This is a genomic window from Pseudomonas sp. SDO5271_S396 (genome assembly GCF_054071795.1).
Genome location: NZ_JBSVWB010000055.1, coordinates 1 through 24,411 on the forward strand (window position 1 = coordinate 1; position 24,411 = coordinate 24,411).

Here is a 24,411-nt window from a genome sequence, read left to right on the forward strand (position 1 = left end):
CCAGTGGATGCCATCGCAGGCAAGCCAGCTCCCACAGGGCGGTGTACACCAGACCAGCCTTTGATCTGCTCTTGATCTGCTTTTGATCTTGATCTTGAGCGCCCCGTCAAACCACGCTGGCCGAACCCCAAGTGGCCGTTACCGCAGCAATGGATATGTACTCGGTGCGCCCGCCTCATGCACATCACGACACCCCCTCCCCAACCAAAACCCGATCCAGCCACCACCGTGCCAACCCACCCACATTCGGCGCCTTGAGCAACGTGAAGTGGTTACCCTCGCCATACCACACCTCCAGCGAACGCCCCTGCCGCTCCCAGCCCTCGATCATCAACCCCTGCTCCCGCTGATTCCCCGCCGCATCCAGCGCCGGGTCCTGTGCCAATACCAACCGCACCACCCCGTTGAACCGCTGCTGCGGCCGATAGCGGGTGCGCAATGCCGCCGCATAGGTACGCGCCGGTCCCGCCATCGCGTCCACACTGGCCCGCGCCGGCAACAGCCCCACGCCCACCATGCCCCCATGCAACGCCTGCTGCTGCGCGCGCTCATCCCGCAAGGCAAAATCCTCGAGATCAATGCCCAGCGACCGGCCCGCCGACAACTGCATCGATTCGATCAAGCGCACCAACGCCGCCGTGGTCGTATAGGGCTGGCCTGCGCGCAACGGCGACTCACTGTCGATCACCGTCAACGACGCCACCTCGCGCCCCGCCGCCTGCAAGCGCAGCGCCATTTCCAGCGCCACCCAGCCGCCGAACGAATGGCCGACCAGGTGCACCGGCCCCCGTGGGCATTCCTGCTCCAGCGCCGTCAGGTAGCAGCGCGCCGCCGCTTCCACCTGGCTGTGGGGCACCGCCTCGCCATCCAGGCCGCGGGGTTGCAAACCGAACAGCGGCCAGTCGCGCCCCAGTGCCTCGCTCAAGCCGACAAAGCCGGTGACGCTGTCGCCCGCACCCGGCACGCAGAACACCGGGGCATGGCCCGCGCGGCCGCTCTGGATACGCAACAAGGGTTGATGCGCCGCCTCCTGCACTGGCGCGCTGGTCGTCAGCGCATCGCTGATCGCGCGGCCCAGCGCCTGGATATGCGGCGCCTGCATCATGCTCTGGTGATCGCCCGGCACTTCCACCTGGCGCAGTTGCCCAGGCGCCAGCGCGTCGCTCCAGCCCAGGGACTGACTGCGTCGTGACAGTTCGGTGGGGCGCTCGGCCGCACTGAACAGATGCACCGGCACTGGCAGCGGGAACAGGCTGTAATGCGCCAGCGCATGTCCGTGCGCCACTTCCCTCTCGATGAAATTCAAGAGGTCCGCGTCCGTCGCTGCCGCCATTTGCGCGTATAGCAGACCTTGATCGCGACAGCGTTGCAGCAGGCCCGCAACGTCCAGCTGTCCAATGCCCGCCTCCAGTTGTTCAAGGCTCGCCAACTCATCCGCACCTCCCTGTGCTGTCCAATACGCGCTGCATTGCAGCAGCAAATGCCGTTTGAGCGCGTCCGGCCCGGACCAGCGCGCCTTGCCCTGGTCGGTCATGCGCGGCACGTAGCTGTCGATCAGGCCGAGGAACGCCACCGGCTCATCCAGCCCCAGCAATTGCAGGGCGACTTCATAGGCGAGCACGCCGCCGAACGACCAGCCGGCGATGCGGTAGGGTCCATGGGGTTGGCGCTCGCGGATCAGGCCGACCATGCGCGCCGCCAGACCTTCCATCGTGTCGAGTTGCGTCGCGCCCAGCGGCGCGCCCGGCAGGCCATAGATCGGGTAGTCACCGGGCAGGTGCTGGCCCAGCGCCGGGAAATACACGTCGAGGCCGCTGAACTCATGCACCAGGAACAACGGCGCCTGGCTACCGCCGCTGCGCACGGTGATCACTGCCGGGTCCCGCAACGGCGCATCGGTGCGCAGCCGCAACATCGAGGCTACCGAGGCCACGCTGGCGTGCTGGAACAGTTCGGCCAGTGACACTTGCACCCCCGCTTCGTCCAGCAGCGTCACCAGGCGAATCGCCAACAGCGAATGCCCGCCCAACTCGAAGAAACTGTCGTGCCGCCCCACTTGTTCCAGCTTCAACACGTCGGCCCACAGCTGCGCCAGGGTCTGCTCCAGTTCATCCACCGGGGCTTCGAAGTCCTGGCTGCCCGAACTCTCCCAGGCCGGAGCCGGCAAGGCCTTGCGGTCGATCTTGCCGTTGGCGGTCAACGGCAGCTGCTCCAGCGCCACGTAGGCCGAGGGCACCATGTACGCCGGCAACTGCCCTTGCAGATGGGCGCGTACCGCCTCAATGCCCACGGGGTCAGCCGCCCAGGTGAAGTAGGCCACCAGGCGCTTGTCGCCCGGCACATCCTCGCGGGCCAGCACCACCACGTCCTGGAGCGCGGCGAAGGACGCCAGGCGTGCCTCGATTTCTCCCAGCTCGATGCGGAAACCGCGAATCTTCACCTGGTCATCATTGCGGCCGATGCAGTCGAGCAGGCCGTCCGCCGTCCAGCGCCCAAGATCGCCAGTGCGGTACAGCAACGCGCCGGCCACGAACGGGTCTTGCACGAATTTCTCGGCGGTCAGTTCAGGCCGGTTCAGGTAGCCCTTGGCGACGCCGTCGCCACCGATGCAGATTTCCCCGGTCACGCCCACCGGTACTGGTTGCAGCTGTGCATCCAGCACATGGACCTGCGTGTTGGAGATCGGCCGTCCCACCGGCACGCTGTCCGCGTCCTCGGCCACCGCGCTTACTTCGTGGGTGGTGGCGTAGGTGGTGGTTTCCGTCGGCCCGTAGCAATGCACCAGACGCAACGCCGGGGCCCGCGCCAACAAACTACGGAACGCCGCCGGATCGGCCCGTTCGCCCCCGCACAACAGGATGCGCAAGCCGGCCAGGGCCTCGGGGATCAGTTGCACGTACTGGTTGAACAGCGCGGTGGTCACGAACAGCACCGTCGCGCCCTGCAACGCAGCGCCAAAGGCGAGCGGGTCGAGCAAGGTGGCGTGGTCGACCACTTGCACCTGGCCGCCATTGAGCAGCGGGCCCCACACGTCCATGGTGCTCGCGTCGAACGCCGGGTTGGAGGCAAAGGCCACGCGGTCGCTGGCGTTGAAATCGGCATAGCCGTTGTTGATCACCAACCGCGTGATGCCGCGATGGGGCACCAGCACACCTTTGGGCGTGCCGGTGGAGCCCGAGGTGTACATGATGTACGCCACGCTGTCCGAGGTCTGCGACAGGTCCGGGTTGTGACTCGGTTGCGGGTCCAGGACCAGCGTATCGAGGTCCAGGCGCCGCGCCGGGTACGGGATGACCGCGTCACTGCGGGTCAACAGCCAGACCGCACCGCTGTCCTGCACCATGAAGCCCTGACGCTCGGCAGGGGCGTTGCTGTCCAGCGGCACATAGGCCGCCGCGCACTTGAGCACCGCCAGTTGGCTGATCAGCAGGTCCAGGGAGCGCGGCAACAGCAGCGCCACGTTGTCTCCCGGTTTCACGCCCAGGCCCAGCAAGTGATGGGCCAGCTGATTGGCTCGGGTGTTCAGGTCGCCGTAACTGACGGTCTGTTCGCCATGCCGCACCGCCACGGCGGCAGGACGCGCCTGGGCCTGGGCTTCGAACAGGCGTTGCACCGTGTGTTCACGGGGAAACGCCCGGGTGGTGGCGTTGAACGCCTGCAATTGCCGGCGCTCGGCGAGCGGCAGGATCGGCACGTGGCTCACCGCGATCTGCGCGTGATCTTCCAGCGCCTTCACCACGTGCTCCACGGCGTTCGCCAAGTAGCCGCACAAGCGTTCGGCGCCCTGCCCCAGGGCTGTCAGGCTGAAGCCTTCGCCCAGGTCGTCGACGCTCAGCGACACGCCATAGTTGGTGTGTTCCTCGGCCTTGAGCAGTTCGATGCCCTGCCACGCTTGCGCCACGCCACCGGCCTGAGGCGCACTGTGGCGGTAGTTGAACAGCACGCTGAACAGCGGCGTCGCCGCCGGCACACCACTGCAACGCTGGGCCAGGGCCAACGGGGCATGCTCATGGCTGAGCAATTCGGTCAGCCGCCCATGGGTGGCGCGCAGTGCCGTGAGTACCGAGCGCTCACCGAGGTCGACCCGCAGCGGCAAGGTGTTGATGAACACGCCCATGGCCCTTTCGGCGCCTTCGCCGCCTTGCAGGCGACCGAGCATCACGGTGCCGAACACCACCTGTTCGCGCCCCGAGACCTTGCCCAGTACCTGGGCCCAGGCCAGGTGCATCAGGCTCGCGGCGCTGACCCCCGCCTGGCGCGCCTGGGTCCGTACACGCTGGCTCAACTGGAGGTCGAGCGCCTGCTGCGCACGCGTTTCGGCACCGAGATGCGCCACGTCGGTCGGCTCATCAATATCACCGAGCATCTCGCCGAAGAACAGCGCGTGGTCGTCCGTAGCCTGAGCCACCGTCTGGGTCACATAGTTGCGATACGGCACCGCCGCGCCCAACGCCTGCGGAGTACCCAGCAGAAAGGCTTGCAGTTCGTGTTGCAGGATCTCCAGGGCGATGTGGTCCATCACCAGATGGTGGAACAGCAAGGTCGCGACCACCCGCTGCGGCTCGCGGGTATACACCAGGCGCATCAGCGGCGCCTGACCCACTGCCAGGCGTGACGGCACCGGTCCCGTTTCAACGCTCAGCCGCGCCTCGCGCCACACCACCTGCACCGGCTCCTCGAGCCCTTCCCAGTGGAAGGACGAACGCAAAATGTCGTGCCGCTGGATCACCGCCTGCAACGCCAGGGCGAACGCCTCCAGCCGTTGCAGGCTGTCGAAGGCGAACTGCGCTTGCAGCAGGTACGCGTCCCCCTCCTGCACCGCGCGGTGATGGTAGAGAATGCCGGCCTGCAACGGCGCCAGCGGGTAGATGTCCTGCACATTGGCCGCGCCGCCGGGAATGCACGCGACAATGCGGTCAATGGCCGCCTGGTCCAGCGCGATCAGCGGCAGCAGGTCCGGCGTGATGTGCAGGCAATCGGCGGCAATCCGGTTGGCCGGCACCGCCACCTCGTGGCCACCGCCCAGCGCCGCCGCCAATGCCGCCAGGGTGGGTTGGCCGAACAGCGCTTTCACGTCCGCCGACCAGCCGAGGCGTCGCAGGCGGCCCATCAGGCTCACCGCCAGCAACGAGTGCCCGCCCAGTTCGAAGAAGTTGTCGTGACGGCCCACGCGCGCCACACCGAGCAACTCGGCCCACAGCTCGGCCAGGGCAATTTCCGTGTCGCCCTGGGGGGCTTCGTACTCGCGCACCACCACTGCGTCGAGGCCCGGCGCCGGCAGCGCCTTGCGGTCGAGCTTGCCGTTGGGGCTCAGGGGCAGCGTGTCGAGGTGCACGAACAGCGCCGGCACCATGAATTCCGGCAGGTGTTGCAGCAGATGGGCACGCAGGCTGTCGACCGCACTGGGCACGCCGGTGTAGTAGGCAATCAGCCGGTTATCCCGGGCGATCACCGCCGCTTCGTTTACCGACGGGCACTCGGTGAGCCGCGCCTGGATTTCCCCCAGTTCGATGCGCAGGCCACGGATCTTCACCTGGTCGTCATTGCGTCCCAGGTATTCGAGCGTGCCATCGGGCAAGTAACGCCCGACGTCGCCGGTGCGGTACAGGCGGCCTTCGGTGAACGGGTCCTTGAGGAAACGTTCGGCGGTCAGTTCGGGACGGTTCAGATACCCCCGCGCCACTTGCACACCACCGATGAACAATTCACCGACCACCCCCAGCGGCACCGGCTGCATTTGACCATCCAGCACGTACATGCGGGTGTTGGCAATCGGCTTGCCGATGGGCGTGTTGTCCGGCGTCACGGCGCCCGCGCAGTTCCACGCGGTCACGTCCACGGCGGCTTCGGTCGGGCCATACAGGTTGTGCAGCTCGCTCTCCGGCAACTGCTGTTTGAAGCGCCGCACCAGGCTGCCCGGCAAGGCTTCGCCGCTGCACATCACGCGCACCAGCCCTCTGGCCTGGCTCACCTCGCCGTGGGCCAGGAACACGTCGAGCATCGACGGCACGAAATGCAGGGTGGTGATCCGCTCGGCCTCAATGATGTCGCACAGGTAGCCTGGGTCTTTATGGCCGCCGGGACGCGCCATCACCAGGCTCGCACCGGTGAACAGCGGCCAGAAGAATTCCCACACCGACACGTCGAAGCTGAACGGGGTTTTCTGCAACACCCGGTCCTCGCCGGTGAGTGCGTATGCGTCCTGCATCCACAGCAGGCGGTTGACCACCCCCGCGTGGTCGTTGATCACACCCTTGGGCTGGCCGGTGGAGCCGGAGGTGTAGATCACGTAGGCAGCCAGGCTCGCCGCCTGCGGATTGCAGGTCGACTGCTGCTGCCAGGTGGGCTGCTCCAGATCGATCACCGCCACGTCGCCCAACAGCGAGCGGGTCGACGCCTGGGCCAACACCACGACCGGTGCGCTGTCCTCCAGCATGTAGGCGATGCGCTCCCGTGGGTACGCCGGGTCCAGCGGCACATAGGCGGCGCCGGCCTTGAGGATCGCGTACAGGCCGACCACCATCTCCAGGCCGCGCTCCACGCAGATCGCCACCCGCGAGTCCGGCTGCACACCCAGTGCCAGCAGGTGATGCGCCAACTGGTTGGCCCGCGCGTTCAGTTCGGCATAGGTCAGCGTCTGATCGCCGGCCTTGACCGCCAGCGCCTGCGGAGTGCGCAGCACTTGCGCTTCGAACATCCCGTGCAGGGTCTGGTCGAGGTTGTAGTCCACCTGCGTGGCATTGAATCCGAACAGCAGGTGCTGGCGCTCGGCCGCGTCCACCAGCGGCACTTGCTCCAACACTGCCTGGTCGTTGTCGACCATGGCCTGCAACAGCCGCGTGAAGTAACCCGCATAACGGCGCATGGTCGATTCGTCGAACAGTGCCACCGCGTATTCCAGCGCACCGATGATCGTGCCTTGCACTTCGCCCAGGTCCAGCGACAGGTCGAACTTGGCGAAATGGCTGTTCTCGACGATGCCTTCCAGTGCCAGGTCGCCCAGGGCCAGGGTCGGCGCGCTGCTGTCCTGCCAGGTCAGCAGGGTCTGGAACACCGGGCTATGGGCCAGGCTGCGCACGGGCCGAGTGATTTCCACCACCTGCTCGAACGGCAGGTCCTGATGCGCCTGGGCTTCCAGGGTCAGGGCCTTGACCCGCACCAGCAACGCCTCGACGCTCGGCGCGCCCGAGGTGTCGATACGCACCGCCAGGGTGTTGACGAACAGACCGATCAGCCCTTCCACCTCGCTGCGCGTGCGGTTGGCCACCGGCGAGCCGATCACCACCTCCTGCTGGCCGGACAGCCGCGCCAGCAGCGCGGCCCAGGCGGTCATCAGGGTCATGTACAGCGTGGTGCCATGGCGTTGGCTCAAGGCTTTGAGCCCGGCGGTGAGGCGTTCGTCCAGGCGCAACCCGACGCTGCTGCCGGCGTAATCCTGCTGCGCCGGGCGCGGGCGGTCGGTGGGCAGCGTGAGCAAGGCCGGCGCACCCGCCAGCGCCTGTTGCCAATAACTGCTCTGACGGTGCAGCACCTCGCCGCTCAGCCACAGGCGCTGCCACACGGCAAAGTCACCGTACTGGATCGGCAACGCGGGCAGCGGGTCCGGCAGGCCATGGCTGAACGCCTGATACAGCGCCATCAGCTCGCGGGTCAGCACGCCCATGGACCAGCCATCGGACACGATGTGGTGCAGGGTCAGCAGCAACACATGGTGATCGTCGGCCATCACCACCAGCCGCCCGCGCAACAACGGGCCGCGCTCCAGGTCGAACGGCGCCGAGGCTTCACCGTGGATCAATGCGTCGAGGGCCTGTTGCGGTTGCGGGTGGCGGCGCAGGTCCTGCACTTGCAAGGGCAACATGGCTTCGGCGGGCATGATCAGTACGTGGGCCTCATCACCACGCTGGGTGAAGCGGCTGCGCAATGTGGCATGCCGCGCGACGATGCGCGCCAGGGCCCGTTGCAGGGCCTCGACATGCAGCTGTCCGCGCAAACGCAGGCCGATGGGAATGTTGTAGGCGGTGTTGGCGCCTTCCATCAGCGCCAGGAACCACAGGCGCTGCTGGGCGAACGACAGCGGCACGTCGGCATCGGCACTGGCCGGCAGAATCTGCGGCAACGTGCTGCGCCCGGCTGTCGCCAACACTTCGGCAACGGCAGCCAGTTCGGCATTGGCGAACAGCTCGCCGAGGATCAACTCCACCCCCAGCCGCTGACGGACCTGGGACACCATGCGCATGGCCAGCAACGAGTGCCCGCCCAGTTCGAAGAAATGGTCATGCCGCCCGACACGCTCCACCTGCAATACCTCGGCCCAGATCTGCGCCAGCAGGGTTTCGATCTCGCCCTCGGGCGCCGCGTATTCGCGGCTGAAGACGGCAGCCTGGTCCGGCGCCGGCAAGGCCTTGCGGTCGAGCTTGCCATTGGCGGTCAGGGGCAGCGCGTCGAGTTTGACGAACGCCACCGGCACCATATAGTCCGGTAGATGCGCCACCAGGTGAGCCCGAATGTCCGCCACACTCAACGGGTCGAATTGCGGGTGTTCGGTGAAATACGCCACCAGCCGCTCTTCGCGGACCAGCACCACGGCTTCCTGGAGGCCCGGCAGCTGGTTGAGATGGGTTTCGATTTCGCCCAGCTCGATGCGCATGCCACGGATTTTCACCTGATCGTCATTGCGCCCCAGGTATTCCAGGGTGCCATCGGGCAGCCAGCGCGCCAGGTCGCCGGTGCGGTACATGCGTCCGGCGTTGAACGGGTCGCGCAGGAAACGCTCGGCGGTCAGTTCCGGGCGGTTCAGGTAACCCCGCGCCACGCCCTTGCCGCCCACGTACAACTCACCCGCCACCCCCAACGGCACCGGGCGCTGCTGTTCGTCCAGCAGGTACACCGTGGCATTGGCGATGGGTTTGCCGATATGCAGCACGCCACCCGGCTCGACCTTGCCGGAGGTGGCGACCACCGTGGCCTCGGTGGGGCCGTAGTTGTTGATCAGGTCGAAGCGCTGGGCGCGACCGAACTGGCGCAAGCGATCACCGCCGACCAGCAGGGTGCGCAGGGTCGGGTGTTCGATCTGCTGGCTGAACGCGTATTCGGCCACCGGGGTCGGCAGGAAGCACACGTCCAGCGGCTGCGCGCGCCACCAGGCCAGCAACGCATCGATATCTTCGGCCCCGTCGTTGGCCGGCGGCAGGTGCAGGGTCGCGCCGGCACACAGTGCGGGCCAGACTTCCCAGGCCATCGCATCAAAGCCGAAACCGGCGACGCTGGCGGTATGGCGCCCGGCGCACAGGTCAAACGCGTGGCAGTGCCAGTCCACCAGGTTGGCCACCGTGTGATGCTCCACCATCACCCCTTTGGGCAGGCCGGTGGAACCGGAGGTGTAGATCACATACGCCAGGTTCGCAGGCGTGACGGTCACGTTCGGGTTGCTCGCCGAATGATGCTGCCAGGTGAAGCGATCAAGGTTGATCACCGGCACGTCAAGGGCCGGCAGGCGCTCCAGCAACGCGTGTTGGGTGAGCACCGCCACCGGGGCGCTGTCGCTCAACAGGTAATTCAAGCGTTCGGCCGGGTGCGACGGGTCCACCGGTACATAGCAGGCGCCGGCCTTGAGGATCGCCAGCAGCCCGGCCAGGGTGTCCAGGCCTCGGCGAGCGACGATGGCCACGCGGTCGTCGGGCTTCACGCCCAAGGCCAGCAGGTGGTGGGCCAGCAGGTTGGCTTGCTGGTTGAGTTCGGCGTAGGTCAATTGCCGGCCCTGGTGCACGGCGGCGATGGCCTGGGGCGTCAGCGCGACCTGGGCTTCGATGCGGCCATGCAGCGTGCTGCCCTGGGGGAAATCCGCCCGGGTGGCGTTGAAGTCTTCCAACAGCAGGCGCTGCTCGTCGGCGGGCACCACCGACAGCTGATCGAGCGGCGTGTGTGGCGCCTCTGCCAGCGCGGTCACCAGGTTGTCCAGGGCGGTTTGCAGGTAGGCGCAGACGCGCTGCGCATCCACCTGAGTGGTCGCCAGCAAGCGCAGGATGAACCCTTCGCCCAGGTCATCCACGCTCAGGGTCAAGGGGTAGTTGGTGCGTTCATCCGAACGCAGCGTCTCGATGCCCCGCCACGCCGCCACCGCTTCGCTGCGGGTACCGGTGCCGCTGTGGCGGTAATTGAGCAATGCGCTGAACAACGGCGTCGGCGCGACCACCCCGCTGCAACGTTGCGCCAACGCCAGCGGCGCGTGCTCGTGACGCAGCAGGCCGGTGAGGCGCGCGTGGGTGGCCTTGACGGCGCTGCGCACGTCATCGCTGCCCACGTCTGCGCGAAACGGCAAGGTGTTGATGAAGATCCCCAGGGCGCGGTCCGTGGCATGCCCGCCTTCCATCCGCCCCATCAGCACGGTGCCGAACACCACCTGGGACTTGCCCGCCAGTGCGCTCAAGACCTGGGCCCAGCCCAGATGGAACAGGCTGGCGACGCTGACCCCGAGCAGCCGGGCCTGGGCGCGCAGGCGCTGATTGAGCGCGTCCGACAACGGCCAATCCAGCTCATTGATGCCACGACCGTCGCCCTGCACATCCTGCAAGCCGAAGGGCAAGGTCGGCTCGATCACATCGCCCAGCATCTGCTGGAAAAACGCCTCATGCTGCTGTTCGCTGACACCCAGGCGCGCCTGGGCCACGTAGTTGCGAAACGGCACGGCGTGGCCCAGTTGCGCGGCATGCCCTTGCAGAAACGCCTGCATTTCATGGCGCACCACTTCCAGGGCGCTGTGGTCCAGGGCCATGTGATGGAACAGCAGCATCGCGACAACGCGCTGCTGCGCCGGGTCCTTTGCCCAGGCCAGGCGCAGCAGCGGCGCCTGGGTCACGTCCAGCCGGTAATGCCGGGCGTCGAAGCGCGCGTGCAGTTGGGCGGCGATATCGCCGTCCGCCGGGTCCAGCTCAAGCGCCTGCACGGGCAGGCGCGCGCTGCGCCACACCACTTGCGAAGGCTGTTGCAGGCCTTCCCAGACCACGCCGGTACGCAGGATGTCGTGCCGGTCCATCACCCCTTGCAGCGCCTGGGCGAACGCTTCGAAGCGCTCGACACTGTCAAAGGCGAACTGCGACTGCATCACATAGGGGTCGCCCTGCTCGGTGCTGGCGTGGTGGAACAGAATGCCCTCTTGCAGCGGTGCCAGCGGGTAGATGTCCTGAATGTTCGCCACGCCGCCCTCGACGCTGGCGACAATGCGGTCGATTTCGTCCTGGCTCAGGTCGGACAGGGTCAACATGGACGGCACAATCCGCTCGGCGTGGGCCGGGATGCCATTGGCCGGTACTTCGTTGGCGCTCGAATACTCGCCGGCCTTGATCCGCTCGACCAGCGCCGCCTTGTGTTCACGCAATGCGGCGAGGATCTCAGGATCGCTCAGTGCCTGCTTGTTGCCTTGCACCGACAATTGCTCGCCTTTCAGTGCGAGCTGCACATCCTTGGTTTTCAGCGTCGCCAGCAGTTCGAGAATGCTCACAGGACGATCTCCATTCGTTCAGTCATCGCGGCGTAGCCAGCCAGGGTCGGCTGTTCGAATAACGCACGCACATCGGCTTCCAGGCCTTCCTGGCGCAAGCGCCCGATCAAGCTCACGGCGAGCAGCGAGTGCCCGCCCAGTTCAAAGAAATTGTCCTGGCGCCCTACCCGTTCCACGTTGAGCAGTTCGGCCCAGAGTTGCGCCAGCAGGATTTCGGTATCGCCCACCGGTGCTTCGTACTCACGCAACGCCAGGGCTTCGTTGCCCGGTGCAGGCAGGGCCTTGCGGTCAAGCTTGCCGTTGGGGCTCAGCGGCAATGCGTCAAGGTGCACGAACAGCGCGGGCACCATGAAGTCCGGCAGGTGGTGCAGCAAATGCTCGCGCAAATCGGCGGACCGAACGCCGGTGTAGTAAGCGACAAGCCGCTCTTCACGGGCCACCACGACGGCCTCGTTGACCTGGGCATGCTCCAGCAACCGCGCCTGGATTTCGCCCAGTTCGATACGCAGACCACGGATTTTCACCTGGTCGTCGTTGCGGCCCAGATACTCGATATTGCCGTCCGGCAAATACCGCCCGAGATCGCCGGTGCGGTACAGACGGCCGGCGGTGAACGGGTCCTTGAGGAAACGTTCGGCGGTCAGCTCGGGACGGTTCAGGTAACCCCGGGCCACTTGCACGCCACCGATGAACAACTCACCGACCACACCCAATGGCACCGGCTGCAACTGCCCGTCCAGCACGTACAGGCGGGTATTGGCGATGGGTTTGCCGATGGGCGTATTGTCCGGCACGTCGGGCCGCGCACAGTTCCAGGCAGTCACGTCCACGGCGGCTTCGGTCGGGCCGTACAGGTTGTACAGGCCGATGCCCGGCAACTGCTGCTTGAAGCGCCGCACCAGGCTGCCCGGCAAGGCTTCGCCGCTGCACATCACGCGGACCAGCCCTGCGGCCTGGCTGACATCGCCGTGGGCCAGGAACACATCGAGCATCGACGGCACGAAGTGCAGCGTGGTGATCTGTTCGTTCGCGATCACCTCGCACAGGTAGGCCGGGTCTTTGTGGCCGCCAGGGCGCGCCATGACCAGACAGGCGCCGGTGAACAGCGGCCAGAAGAACTCCCACACCGACACGTCGAAGCTGAACGGGGTTTTCTGCAACACCCTGTCGTGGGCCTTGAGGCCATAGGCGTCCTGCATCCACAACAGGCGGTTGACCACGCCGGGATGATCGTTGATCACACCCTTGGGCTGGCCGGTGGAACCGGAGGTATAGATCACGTAGGCACTGAGGGCCGGCACTCGCGGGTTATCGATGGCGTGGTGGTGCCAGGTCGGCTGGTCCAGGTCGACCACGGGGGTGTTGCCCAGCAAGCCACGCGTGCTGCCCTGGGCCAGCACCGCGACCGGCGCGCTGTCCTCGAGCATGTAGGCGATACGCTCCAAGGGGTACGCCGGGTCCAGCGGCACATAAGCGGCACCGGCCTTGAGGATCGCGTACAGGCCGACCACCATGTCCAGGCCGCGCTCCACGCAGATCGCCACCCGCGAATCCGCCTGGACGCCCAGGGCCAACAGGTGATGCGCCAACTGGTTGGCGCGCGCGTTGAGTTCGGCATAGGTCAATGCCAGGTCACCCGCCTTGACGGCGATGGCATCCGGCGTACGCGCTACCTGCGCTTCGAACATCCCGTGCAGGGTCTGGTCGAGGTCATAGGCCACCTCGGTGGCGTTGAAACCGGACAGCAGTTGCTCGCGCTCCTGCGCCTCCAGCACCGGCAGGCGATTGACCGCCAGGTTCGGCGCCTGCTCCAGCGCGTCGACCAGCCCTTGCAACGTCACCTGCAAGTAACCGCAGATGCGTTGCGCGCCAATCGACTTCGCGGTCATGGCAGTGAGGCGGAAACCATCGCCCTGGTCGTCCACGTTGAGGGTCAACGGGTAGTTGGTGCGCTCTTCGCTGGCCAGGGTCTGAATGCCGTCCCAGGCTTGGGAAACCGGCGCCTGCACGCTGTCGCTGTGGCGATAGTTGAGCATCGCGCTGAACAGCGGCAACGGCGCGGCAACCCCACTGCAACGCTGGGCCAGGGCCAGGGACGCGTGTTCATGGCCGAGCAGTGCGGTCAATTGTGCGTGGGTCTGCTTGACCGCCACGCGCACGCTGCTGCCATCGATATCCACCCGCAGCGGCAAGGTGTTGATGAACATGCCCAAGGCACGGTCACTGCCTTTGCCGCCTTGCATGCGCCCCAGCAACACGGTGCCGAACACCACGCTCTCCTGGCCCGACGTGCTGGCGAGGACCCGGGCCCAAGCCAGGTGGAACAGGCTCGCAGCGCTGACGCCGAGCAAACGGGCCTGGGTGCGCAGGCGCTGGTTGAGGGTCGGCGCCAGCGTCTGCTGGACCTCTTCGATCGCATTGCCATCGCCGCGCACATCCTGCAGACCGAACGGCAAGGTCGGTTCGCTGATATCGGCGAGCATCCCACGGAAGAACTGCTCATGCTCCTGTTCGCTGACGCCCAGCCGCGCCTGTGCCACATAGTTGCGATAAGGCGTGGCATCACCGGCAGGCTGTGGCAGCCCGAGCAGACTGGCCTGCATCTCATGGCGTACGCCATCGAGGGCAGTGTGGTCGAGAGCGATGTGGTGGAACAACAGAATCGCAACCACGCGCTGGTTGGCCGGGTCCGGCGCGTAGACCAGGCGTACCAGCGGCGCCTGGTCCATCGGCACGCGGTACTGACGTGGGTCGAAACGCTGGTGCAGGCCGTCGAGGACATCCGCCTGCACCTGCAATTTGGCGGTGCGCCACACCACTTGCAGCGGTTGCGCAAGGCCTTCCCAGATCACGGCGGTACGCAGGATGTCGTGGCGGTCGATCACCTGTTGCAGCGCCTGGGCGAAGGCCTCGAGACGGTAGAGGCTGTCGAACGCCAGGTGCGATTGCAGCAGGTACGGGTCGCCCTGCCCGGCACTGATGTGGTGGTAGAGAATGCCTTCCTGCAACGGCGCCAGCGGGTAGATGTCTTGCACATTGGCGGCGCCACCGGGCACCTGGGCGACGACCTGGTCGATGGTCGATTGGTCGAGTTGCACCAGGGACAACAGGTCCGGCGTGATGCGTTGGCAGCCTGCGGGAATGCGATTTTCCGGCACCGCTACATCGCGGCCACTGCCCACGGCAGCCGCCAGTGCGGCCAGGGTCGGCTGGCTGAACAGCACGCGCACATCGGCGCTCAGGCCGACCTGGCGCATGCGTTCGATCAGGCTGACCGCCAGCAACGAATGGCCGCCCAGCTCGAAGAAGTGGTCATGACGCCCCACTTGTTCCACCTGCAACACCTCGGCCCACAACTGCGCCAGGGTGGTTTCCACGTCACCCGACGGTGCTTCGTAATCACGGCTGAGCAATGCCGTCTGATCCGGCTCCGGCAGGGCTTTGCGGTCAAGCTTGCCGTTGGCGGTCAGTGGCAGCGTGTCGAGCCTCACATAGGCCACCGGCACCAGCGCGTCGGGCAGCTGCGCCTGCAATTGCGCGCGCAGGGTTTCCAGGGCCTGCGGGTATTGCTCGGTGAACCAGGCCACCAGGCGGCCCTCGCGCACCAGCACCACCGCGTCGCCGACACCCTCGAGCGCGGCCAGGCGGCTTTCGATTTCACCCAGTTCCACCCGTACCCCGCGCACCTTGACCTGGTCGTCGTTACGGCCCAGGTACTCGAGGTTGCCGTCGGGCAGCCAGCGCACCAGGTCGCCGGTGCGGTACATGCGGCCAGCGTTGAACGGGTCTTGCAGGAAACGTTCGGCGGTCAGGTCGGCACGGTTCAGATACCCCCGCGCCACCCCGCTGCCACCCACATACAGTTCACCGGCCACACCCACCGGTACCGGGCGCAGGTGTTTGTCCAGCACATAAGCGTTGGCATTGGCCACCGGTTTGCCGATGTGCAACGCTTGCCCGGCCCGTACACGACCGGAAGTGGCGACCACCGTGGCTTCGGTGGGGCCGTAGTTGTTGATCACCGCGAAGCGCCGCTCCTGGGTGAACTGGCGCAGGCGATCGCCGCCGATCAGCAGGATACGCAAGCTGGGGTGCTGCAAGTTCTGGCTGAAGGCGTATTCGGCCACCGGGGTCGGCAGGAAACTCACGTCCAGCGGCTGCTCCAGCCACCAGGCCAGCAAGGCGTCGATGTTTTCGTTGCCCACGTCGGCGGGCGGCAGGTACAGCGTGGCCCCCACACAGAGTGCCGGCCAGACTTCCCAGGCCATGGCATCGAAGCCGAAGCCGGCCACGCTGCTGGTGTGGCTGGTGGCGTCCAGGCCAAAGGCGTCACAGTGCCAGTGCACCAGGTTTTCCACGGTGCGGTGTTCCACCATCACGCCCTTGGGCTGGCCGGTGGAGCCCGAGGTGTAGATCACGTAGGCCAGGTGTGCCGGGGTCAGCGCCGCGATCCGTGGGTTGCTGAGCGCCTTATGCTGCCAGTGCGCGCCGTGCAGGTCCACGCTGGCGATATTGCCCAACAGGTCGCGGGTGCCGGCCTCGGCCAGCACCGCCACCGGTGCGCTGTCCTCCAGCAGGTAGGCGATGCGTTCGGCGGGGTAAGCCGGGTCGATGGGCACATAACCGGCACCGGCCTTGAGGATGCCCAGCAGCCCCACGAGCATCTGCGGGCCGCGACGGCAGCAGATCGCCACGCGGTCGTCCGGCTGTACGCCGAGCTCCAGCAGGTGGTGGGCCAACTGGTTGGCGCGCTGGTTGAGTTGCTGGTAGGTGACGGTCTGGTCGTCCTGCACCACCGCGATAGCGTGGGGTTGGCGCTCGGCCTGCACTTCGAAGGCGCCGTGCAGGGTCTGCCCGCTGGGGAAGTCCGCAGCGGTGGCGTTGAACCCGCGCAGCAGAACCTCGCGCTCGGCCACCGGCACTATGGGCAGTCGCTCAAGGCGCGTGTGCGGCGCCGTTTCCAGGGCCGTCACCAGTTGCCCGACGGCACCGAGCATGTAACCGCACAGGCGCTGAGCGCCGATCTGCGGCAGTGCCAGCACCGTCAGGCCGAAGCCCTCGCCAAGGTCATCCACACTCAGTGTCAGCGGGTAGTTACTGCGTTCTTCACCGCCCAGCAGTTGTACGCCTTCCCAAATGCCGTGGCCGTCACGGGCTATTTCATCGGGGCTGCTGTGACGGTAATTGAGCAAGGCGCTGAACAGCGGCACCGTGCCTGGCACGCCGCTGCAGCGCTGGGCCAGGGCCAGAGAGGCATGCTCATGACCCAGCAAGGCGCTCAAGCGCACATGGGTCGCCTTGACCGCATCGAAGGCCCCCGCGCCGGTGTTCACGCGCAGCGGCAAGGTGTTGATGAACATGCCCAGGGCACGGTCCGCGCCGTCACCGGCCTGCATGCGGCCCATCAATACAGTGCCGAACACCACATCGTCGCGCCCGGACACCAGCCCCAGCACCTGGGCCCAGGCCAGGTGCATCAGGCTCGCCGCACTGACGCCCGACAGGCGTGCCTGCTCACGCACACGCTTGGCCAACGTGGCGTCCAGCGCCAACCCGGCCTCTTCGATATCGCGACCGTCGCCCTGCACATCCTGCATCCCGAACGGCAGGGTCGGCTCGTCCACATCGGCGAGCATCTCGCGGAAGAACCCTTCGTGTTCCGTCACGCTCACGCCCAATCGCGCCTGGGCCACGTAGTTGCGGAACGGCGCGGGCTCGGGCAAGGCCTCGGCCTGGTTGAACAGGAACGCACGCATTTCCTCGCCGACCACGGCCATGGCGGTATGGTCGAGCGCCAGGTGATGGAACAGCAGGATGGCGGCCACCCGCTGATTCGCCGGGTCGTGGGCATAGACCATGCGCAACAGCGGCGCCTGGGTGATGTCGAGGCGGTAATGACGGGCGTCGAAGCGCGCGTGCAACTGCTCGATGATGCCACCGTCCGCCGGGTCCAGTTCGACGGCCTGCACCACCAGTTGCGCCTGGCGCCAGACCACTTGCACCGGGCTGTCCAGACCTTCCCAGACCACGCCGGTGCGCAGGATGTCGTGGCGAGCCACCACCTGTTGCAATGCGCCCATGAAGCCCTGCAAACGCTCGAGGCTGTCAAACGCCATGCGCGATTGCAGCAGGTACGGGTCGCCCTGCCCGGCGCTGATGTGGTGGTAAAGGATGCCTTCCTGCAACGGCGCCAGCGGGTAGATATCCTGCACATTCGCCGCGCCACCCGGCACGGTGGCGACGATCCGCGCGATGGCCGCCGCGTCGAGCTGCACCAGGCTCAGCATCGCCGGGGTGATCCGGGTGCAGCCAGGCGGGATGCCATTGGCCGGCACCACCACCTCGCGGCCACTGCCGACCGCCGCTGCCAGAGCGGCCAGGCTCGGCTGGTTGAACAGCACGCGCACATCGGCGCTCAGGCCGGCCTGGCGCATGCGTTCGATCAGGCTGACCGCCAGCAGCGAATGCCCGCCCAGCTCGAAGAAATGATCATGTCGGCCCACACGGTCGAGCTTGAGCAGGTCCTGCCAGATCTGCGCCAGCAAGGTCTCCACCTCGCCTTCCGGCGCCGCGTAGCCACGGCTGAGCAAGGCACTCTGGTCCGGCACCGGCAAGCCCTTGCGGTCGAGCTTGCCGTTGGCGGTGAGCGGCAGCAATTCCAGCCAGACATACGCCGAGGGCACCATGTAATCCGGCAGGCGGCCTTGCACGTGGGTACGCAGCGCTTCGATGTCCAGCGGCGCCTCTGCGGTGTAGTAGGCCACCAGGCGCTTGTCGCCGGGCTCGTCTTCCCGGGCCAGGACCACGGTGTCTTTCACCCCGGGGAAGACGGCCAGGCAGGTTTCGATTTCGCCGGGCTCGATCCGGAAACCGCGAATCTTCACCTGCAGGTCATTGCGCCCCTGATACAGCAAGGTGCCGTCGGCTTGCCAGCTGGCCAGGTCGCCGCTGCGGTACAACAGCCCTTCGCCAAACGGGTTGGGAATGAATTTTTCGGCGGTGAGCTGCGGTTGGTTCAAGTAACCCTTGGCCACGCCGGCACCGCCGATGTACAGCTCGCCGACCACCCCCAGGGCCAGTGGTTGCTGGCGTCCGTCGAGCACATAGGCCTGGGCGTTGGCGATGGGCCGACCAATCGGGATGCCGCCCTCGCCTGCCGTGGTGATCTCAAACGTGGTGGAGAACGTGGTGGCTTCGGTCGGGCCGTAGCCATTGAGCAAGTGCCGGGGCTTACCGTGCTGGAGCACACGACCGATCACCAACGGGTCGAGCACATCGCCGCCGACGATCAGGTAACGCAACTGACCAAACACCGGCAGCAATGCGTCGGCGTACTGATGGAACAGGCCGGCGGTCATCCACAGCACGCTGACCGCCTGTTCCTGCAACAGCGAAGCGAACGCGGCCTGGGACAACAGCACGCCCTGCTCGACCACCACCACACAGCCGCCGTTGAGCAACGGCGCCCACACGTCGAGGGTGCTGGCATCGAAGGCCGGGTTGGAGGCGAAGGCCACGCGGTCGCGCTCGTTGAACTCGGCATAGCCGTTGTTGAGCACCAGGCGCGAGATCGCCCGGTGCGGCACCTGCACACCCTTCGGGGTACCCGTGGAGCCGGAGGTGTACATGATGTACGCGACAGCCTCCGCAGACTGGGCAAGCTCCGGGTTGCGCGGCGACATCGTCTCCAGGTTCAAGTCGGCCAGGCTGCTCAACACACGGTGCGCACCGCTGTCCTGGACCATGAACGCCTGGCGCTCGACCGGGGCGTTCACGTCCAGCGGCACATACACCGCCGAACACTTGAGGATCGCCAGTTGGCACACCAGCAGATCGAGGGAGCGCGGCAGCGCAATGGCCACGCTTTCACCGGGCTGCACGCCTTGGTGAATCAGGTGATGGGCCAGGCGGTTGGCGCGGCGGTTGAGGTCGCGGTAACTCAGGGACAAGTCACCCTGGATCGCAGCCACGGCTTCGGGGCGGGCCAGGGCCTGGGCTTCGAACAACTGGTGCACGCCCGCCTGCGCGGGGTAGTCGCGGGTGGTGGCATTGAAGTCCACCAGCAACTGGTGACGTTCGGCAGGCGGCAGGATCGACACCGCCTGCAACGGCGTGGTCGGTGCCTGTTGCAAGGCCGTGACCAGATGGCGCAACGCGGTGAGCATGTAGTCGCCCACGCGACGCACGTCCAGCGAAGCCACGCCCTGGACGGTGAGTGTGAAGCCGCTGCCGAGGTCATCGACGTTCAGGACCAGCGGATAGTTGCTGCGCTCTTCGGAATGCAGGATTTCGATACCGGACGCGGCAAACGGGCTGGCGCCCGGCGCTTCATTCGGCGCGCTGTGGCGGTAGTTGAGCAAGGTGCTGAACAGTGGCAGCGAGCCCGGCACACCGCTGCAACGCTGGGCCAGGGACAACGGTGCATGTTCATGCCCGAGCAACTGCGCCAAGCGGGCATGGGTGGCGCGCACGCCGGCCTGCACGCCGACGGCACCGAGGCTGATGCGCAGCGGCAAGGTGTTGATGAACATGCCCAGCGCGCGGTCGGCGCCTTCGCCGCCTTGCAGACGGCCCAGCAGCACGGTGCCGAACACCACGTCCTGTTGGCCCGACACCTGCCCCAGTACCTGGGCCCAGGCCAGGTGCACCAGGCTGGCGCTGCTCACGCCCAGTTGTCGCGCCTGTTCACGCAGGCCCAGGCTGAGCGCCTGTTCCAGCGGCAAATGCGCTTCGACAATGCCACTGCCGTCGCCGTGCACGTCCTGCAAGCCGAAGGCCAGTGTGGGCTCGTCGATATCGCCGAGCATGTCGCTGAAGAACGCTTCGTGCTGTGCCTGGCTGACGCCGAGACGCGCCTGGGCCACGTAGTTGCGGTACTGCACCGCGTCGGGCAACCGGGCGCTGCTGCCGGACAGGCTGGCGCTCATCTCTTGCACCAGCACCTGCAAGGCGGTGTGGTCGAGCAGGATGTGGTGCAGCAGCAGGATGCCGACGTAGCGCCCCTGTTCCTCGGCGTAGGCAAACCGCATCAGCGAGGCACGGCTCAGGTCGAGGCGATAGTGGCGTGGGTCGAAGCGCTGTTGCAGCTGCGCCAGCACCTCGTCACCCGGCAGTTCCAGGCGTTCGACGGCCAGCGGCGCCTGACGCCAGACCACCTGTACCGGCTCCTCCAGGCCTTCCCAGACAATGGCGGTGCGCAGGATGTCATTGCGCTCGATCACACTGTGCAGCGCCTGGACAAACGCATCCACCGCCGCTTGATCGGCAAAGCTGAACTGCACCTGCAAGCCGTAGGGATCGCCCTCGGTGGTCGCCAGGTGGTGGTAGAGAATGCCGGCCTGCAACGGCGCCAGGCCGTAGATATCCTGCACATTGGCGATACCGCCGGGCACGCCGCTGACGATCAGGTCGATGGCGGCCTGATCCAGGCTCACCAGCGGCAACAGGTCCGGGGTGATACGCGAGCAGTCCGGGCTGATCCGGTTGGCCGGAACCTGCACCGCCTGCTGCCCGCCCACCGCTGCGGCCAGTGCCGCCAGCGTTGGCTGGCCGAACAACACACGCACATCGGCGCCGAGGTCCAGCTGGCGCATGCGCTCGATCAGCTTGACCGCCAGCAGCGAGTGCCCGCCCAGTTCGAAGAAGTGATCGTGACGACCGACCCGATCCAGCTTGAGCAGGTCCTGCCAGAGGGTCGCAATAGCGGTTTCCACGGGGCCTTGCGGCGCTTCGTAGCTGCGGCGGGCCAGGGCTTCGGCGTCGGGAGCGGGCAAGGCCTTGCGGTCGAGCTTGCCATTGGTGGTCAGCGGGAAGCGCTCCAGTTGAACAAAGGCCGCGGGCACCATGTGTTCGGCCAGGCTGAGTAGCAGGTGGTCACGCAGGTCGGCGGCGTTGAGCTCACCCTCGGCGATCACGTAGGCCACCAGGCGCTTGTCGCCCGGTTCGTCTTCACGGGCGATCACCCGTGCGTCGCGCACGCCTTCGGCGGTGGCCAGGCGCGCTTCGATTTCGCCCAGTTCGATGCGGAAACCGCGAATCTTCACCTGGTCGTCATTGCGCCCCAGGTATTCCACGCTACCGTCGGCCAGCAAGCGGCCGAGGTCGCCGGTCTTGTACATGCGCAGACCGGTGGCCGGGTCAGCCAGGAAGCGTTCGGCGTTCAGTGCATCGCGGTTGAGGTAGCCGCGCGCCACGCCGGCGCCACCTACGTACAGCTCGCCGACCACACCGAAGGGCAGCGGCTCGCGGTGCTCGTCCAGCACGTACAACTGCAAGTCGGGAATGCGCACGCCAATCGGGCTGACGCCCACAAGTAGCGCATCCGCCGCCTCCAGCGCGCGGTAGGTCACGTGCACGGTGGTTTCGGTGATGCCGTACATGTTCACCAGTTGCGTACCGGCGTTGATCGCCTGGGCATACCAGGGTTTGAGCATGCCCGGTTCCAGGGCTTCGCCGCCGAAAATCACCTGGCGCAGGGAATGGGACTGCGGGTTCTGCTGTTGCGCGGCAATCAACTGGCGGAACGCGCTGGGCGTCTGGTTGAGGATGCTGACACCGGCCTCGCACAGCAGCGCGTAGCATTCGTCCGGCGAACGGCTGACCAGTTGCGGCACGATCAGCAACTGGCCGCCGTGCATCAGGGCGCCCCAGATTTCCCACACCGAGAAATCGAAGGCGAAAGAGTGGAACAACGCCCACACATCGGTGGGGTTGAAACCGAACCAATGCTCGGTGGCGGTGAACAGCCGCGCGACCTGGCGGTGCTCGATCATCACGCCCTTGGGCAGGCCGGTGGAACCGGAGGTGTAGATCACGTAGGCCAAGTGGCTCGGGCTGACGCTGACCTGTGGGTTGCTGTCGGGTTGTTCACCCAGGTTGTCGAGGTCGACCCGGGGCAGCTCGCCCGCCAGGTGAGTGGTGGCGGCCTGTATCAGTACGGCCCGAGGTTCACTGTCGGCCAGGGTGTAGGCGATGCGTTCCTGTGGGTAGGCCGGGTCGATGGGCACGTAGCCGGCGCCGGCCTTGAGAATGCCCAACAGGCCGATGATCATCTGCGGGCCGCGCTCCACGCAGATCGCCACGCGATCGTCCGGCCCGATGCCTTGGCTCAGCAGGTGGTGGGCGACCTGGTTGGCGTGCGCATTGAGCTGGCCATAGGTGATGCGCTGGGTGTCGAAGCGCAGGGCGATGGCGTCCGGCTGCGCGGCGGCATGGGCCTCGACCTGCGCGTGGATCAGCGCACTGTCGGCGTAGGTCAGCGGGCTGTGGTTGAGGCGGTGCAGCAGGTGGTGGCGTTCATCACGGTCCAGGATCGCCAGGCTGTTGAGCGGCGCGTCCCGGCGATGTTCCAGGGCGTCGGCCAGGCTGTCGAGCACGGTGTGCAGGTAGCCGGCGACCCGTTGGGCGCCGATGGCGGCATCCACCATCACGGTGAGGGCAAAGTCTTCGCCCAGGTCATCCACGTTGACGGTCAGTGGGTAGTTGGTGCGCTCTTCGGCGCTCAGCACCTGGATGCCGTCGGCCACGTCGATCACCGCGTCCATGTCGCTGGCAGCGCTGTGGCGATAGTTGAGCATGGCGCTGAACAGCGGCGCCGGCGCGGCCACACCGCTGCAACGCTGGGCCAGCGCGAGGGACGCGTGTTCGTGGTGGAGCAAGGTGGTGAGCCGTTCATGGGCCGCCTTGACCCCGGCGCGCACGCCCTGCTCGCCCACATCCACACGCAGCGGCAAGGTGTTGATGAACATGCCCAGGGCCCGTTCGCCGCCCTCGCCCGCGCCCATACGGCCGAGCATCACCGTGCCGAACACCACCGCCTCGCGACCGGACACCACGCCCAGCACACGGGCGAAGGCCAGGTGCATCAGGCTCGCCACGCTCACGCCAAGCGGCCGTGCCAGGCTGCGCAGGCGACGGCTCAGGCGGCTGTCGACCGGGATGCGTACCTCGTCGATACCCTGGCCGTCGCCCTGCACATCCTGCAAGCCGAACGGCAGCGTCGGTGCATCGATGTCCGCCAACATCTCGCGGAAAAACCCTTCGTGGGCCTGCTCGCTCACGCCCTGGCGCACCTGGGCGATGTAACTGCGAAACGCCACCGGCTCGGGCGCGCTGGCGTGCTCGCCGGCCAGGTACAGCTGGATTTCATGGCGCACGACATCGAGGGCGGTGTGGTCGAGGATGGTGTGGTGGAACAGCAGCGTGGCGGTCACGCCGCCGCTGGCCGACGCCTCGCTGAACAGCAGGCGCAGCAGCGGCGCCTGGCCCAGGTCCATGCGGTAGGTGCGCGCGTCGAAATCCCCGGGCTCGCAGGCCAGGGTCGCCTTGCGCCACACCACTTGCAGCGGCTCGTCCAGGCGCTCCCAGACCATCGAGGTACGCAGGATGTCGTGGCGGTCGATGACCCATTGCAGCGCCTGGGCAAAGGCATCCAGGCGTGCACGGCTGTCGAACGCAAACCGCGCGTGCAGCACGTAGGGGTCGCCCAGTTCCGCCGACAAATGATGGTAGAGCATGCCCTCCTGGAGCGGCGCCAGCGGGTAGATGTCCTGCACGTTCGCCGCGCCGCCGGGGATGGCCGCGACGATACGGTCGATGGCCGCCTGGTCGAGGTCGACCAGCGGCAGCATGTCCGGGGTGATGCGGTAGGCGGGGCTGAGCCAGTCACCGCCATGCTCGGCCACCAGGGCCAGCAGTTGGGGCTTGTGGGCGATCAGTTGGTCCCACAGCGCGTCATCCAGCGCGTCATCGTCGCCCAGGATAATCAGGTCGCCATCTTCCAGTTGCAGCCGGATCGCGTGGGTGGAAATCGCTGCCAATAATTCGCTGAACTGCATGGGGGTAACCTGCCTGATAAGTCACGGTTGATGAGAAAGTCCGTTTTCAGCTACCGCTTGATCGGGTGTGCTGGG

At 66.7% G+C, this 24,411-nt stretch carries 2 protein-coding genes; both read right to left on the reverse strand.

All coding sequences use genetic code 11. The features are described 5' to 3' along the window. Positions 1-184 precede the first annotated feature (184 nt). Positions 185-11,500, reverse strand: a complete 11,316-nt coding sequence (locus tag ACW9IN_RS26030) for an amino acid adenylation domain-containing protein (RefSeq protein ID WP_457368538.1) — start codon at positions 11,498-11,500, stop codon at positions 185-187. Beyond that, positions 11,497-24,336: an amino acid adenylation domain-containing protein gene (locus ACW9IN_RS26035; RefSeq protein WP_457368539.1), complete on the reverse strand. Its 12,840-nt coding sequence runs from the start codon at positions 24,334-24,336 to the stop codon at positions 11,497-11,499. The genes ACW9IN_RS26030 and ACW9IN_RS26035 overlap by 4 nt, the downstream gene beginning before the upstream one ends. Between the last annotated feature and the right edge of the window lie 75 nt (positions 24,337-24,411).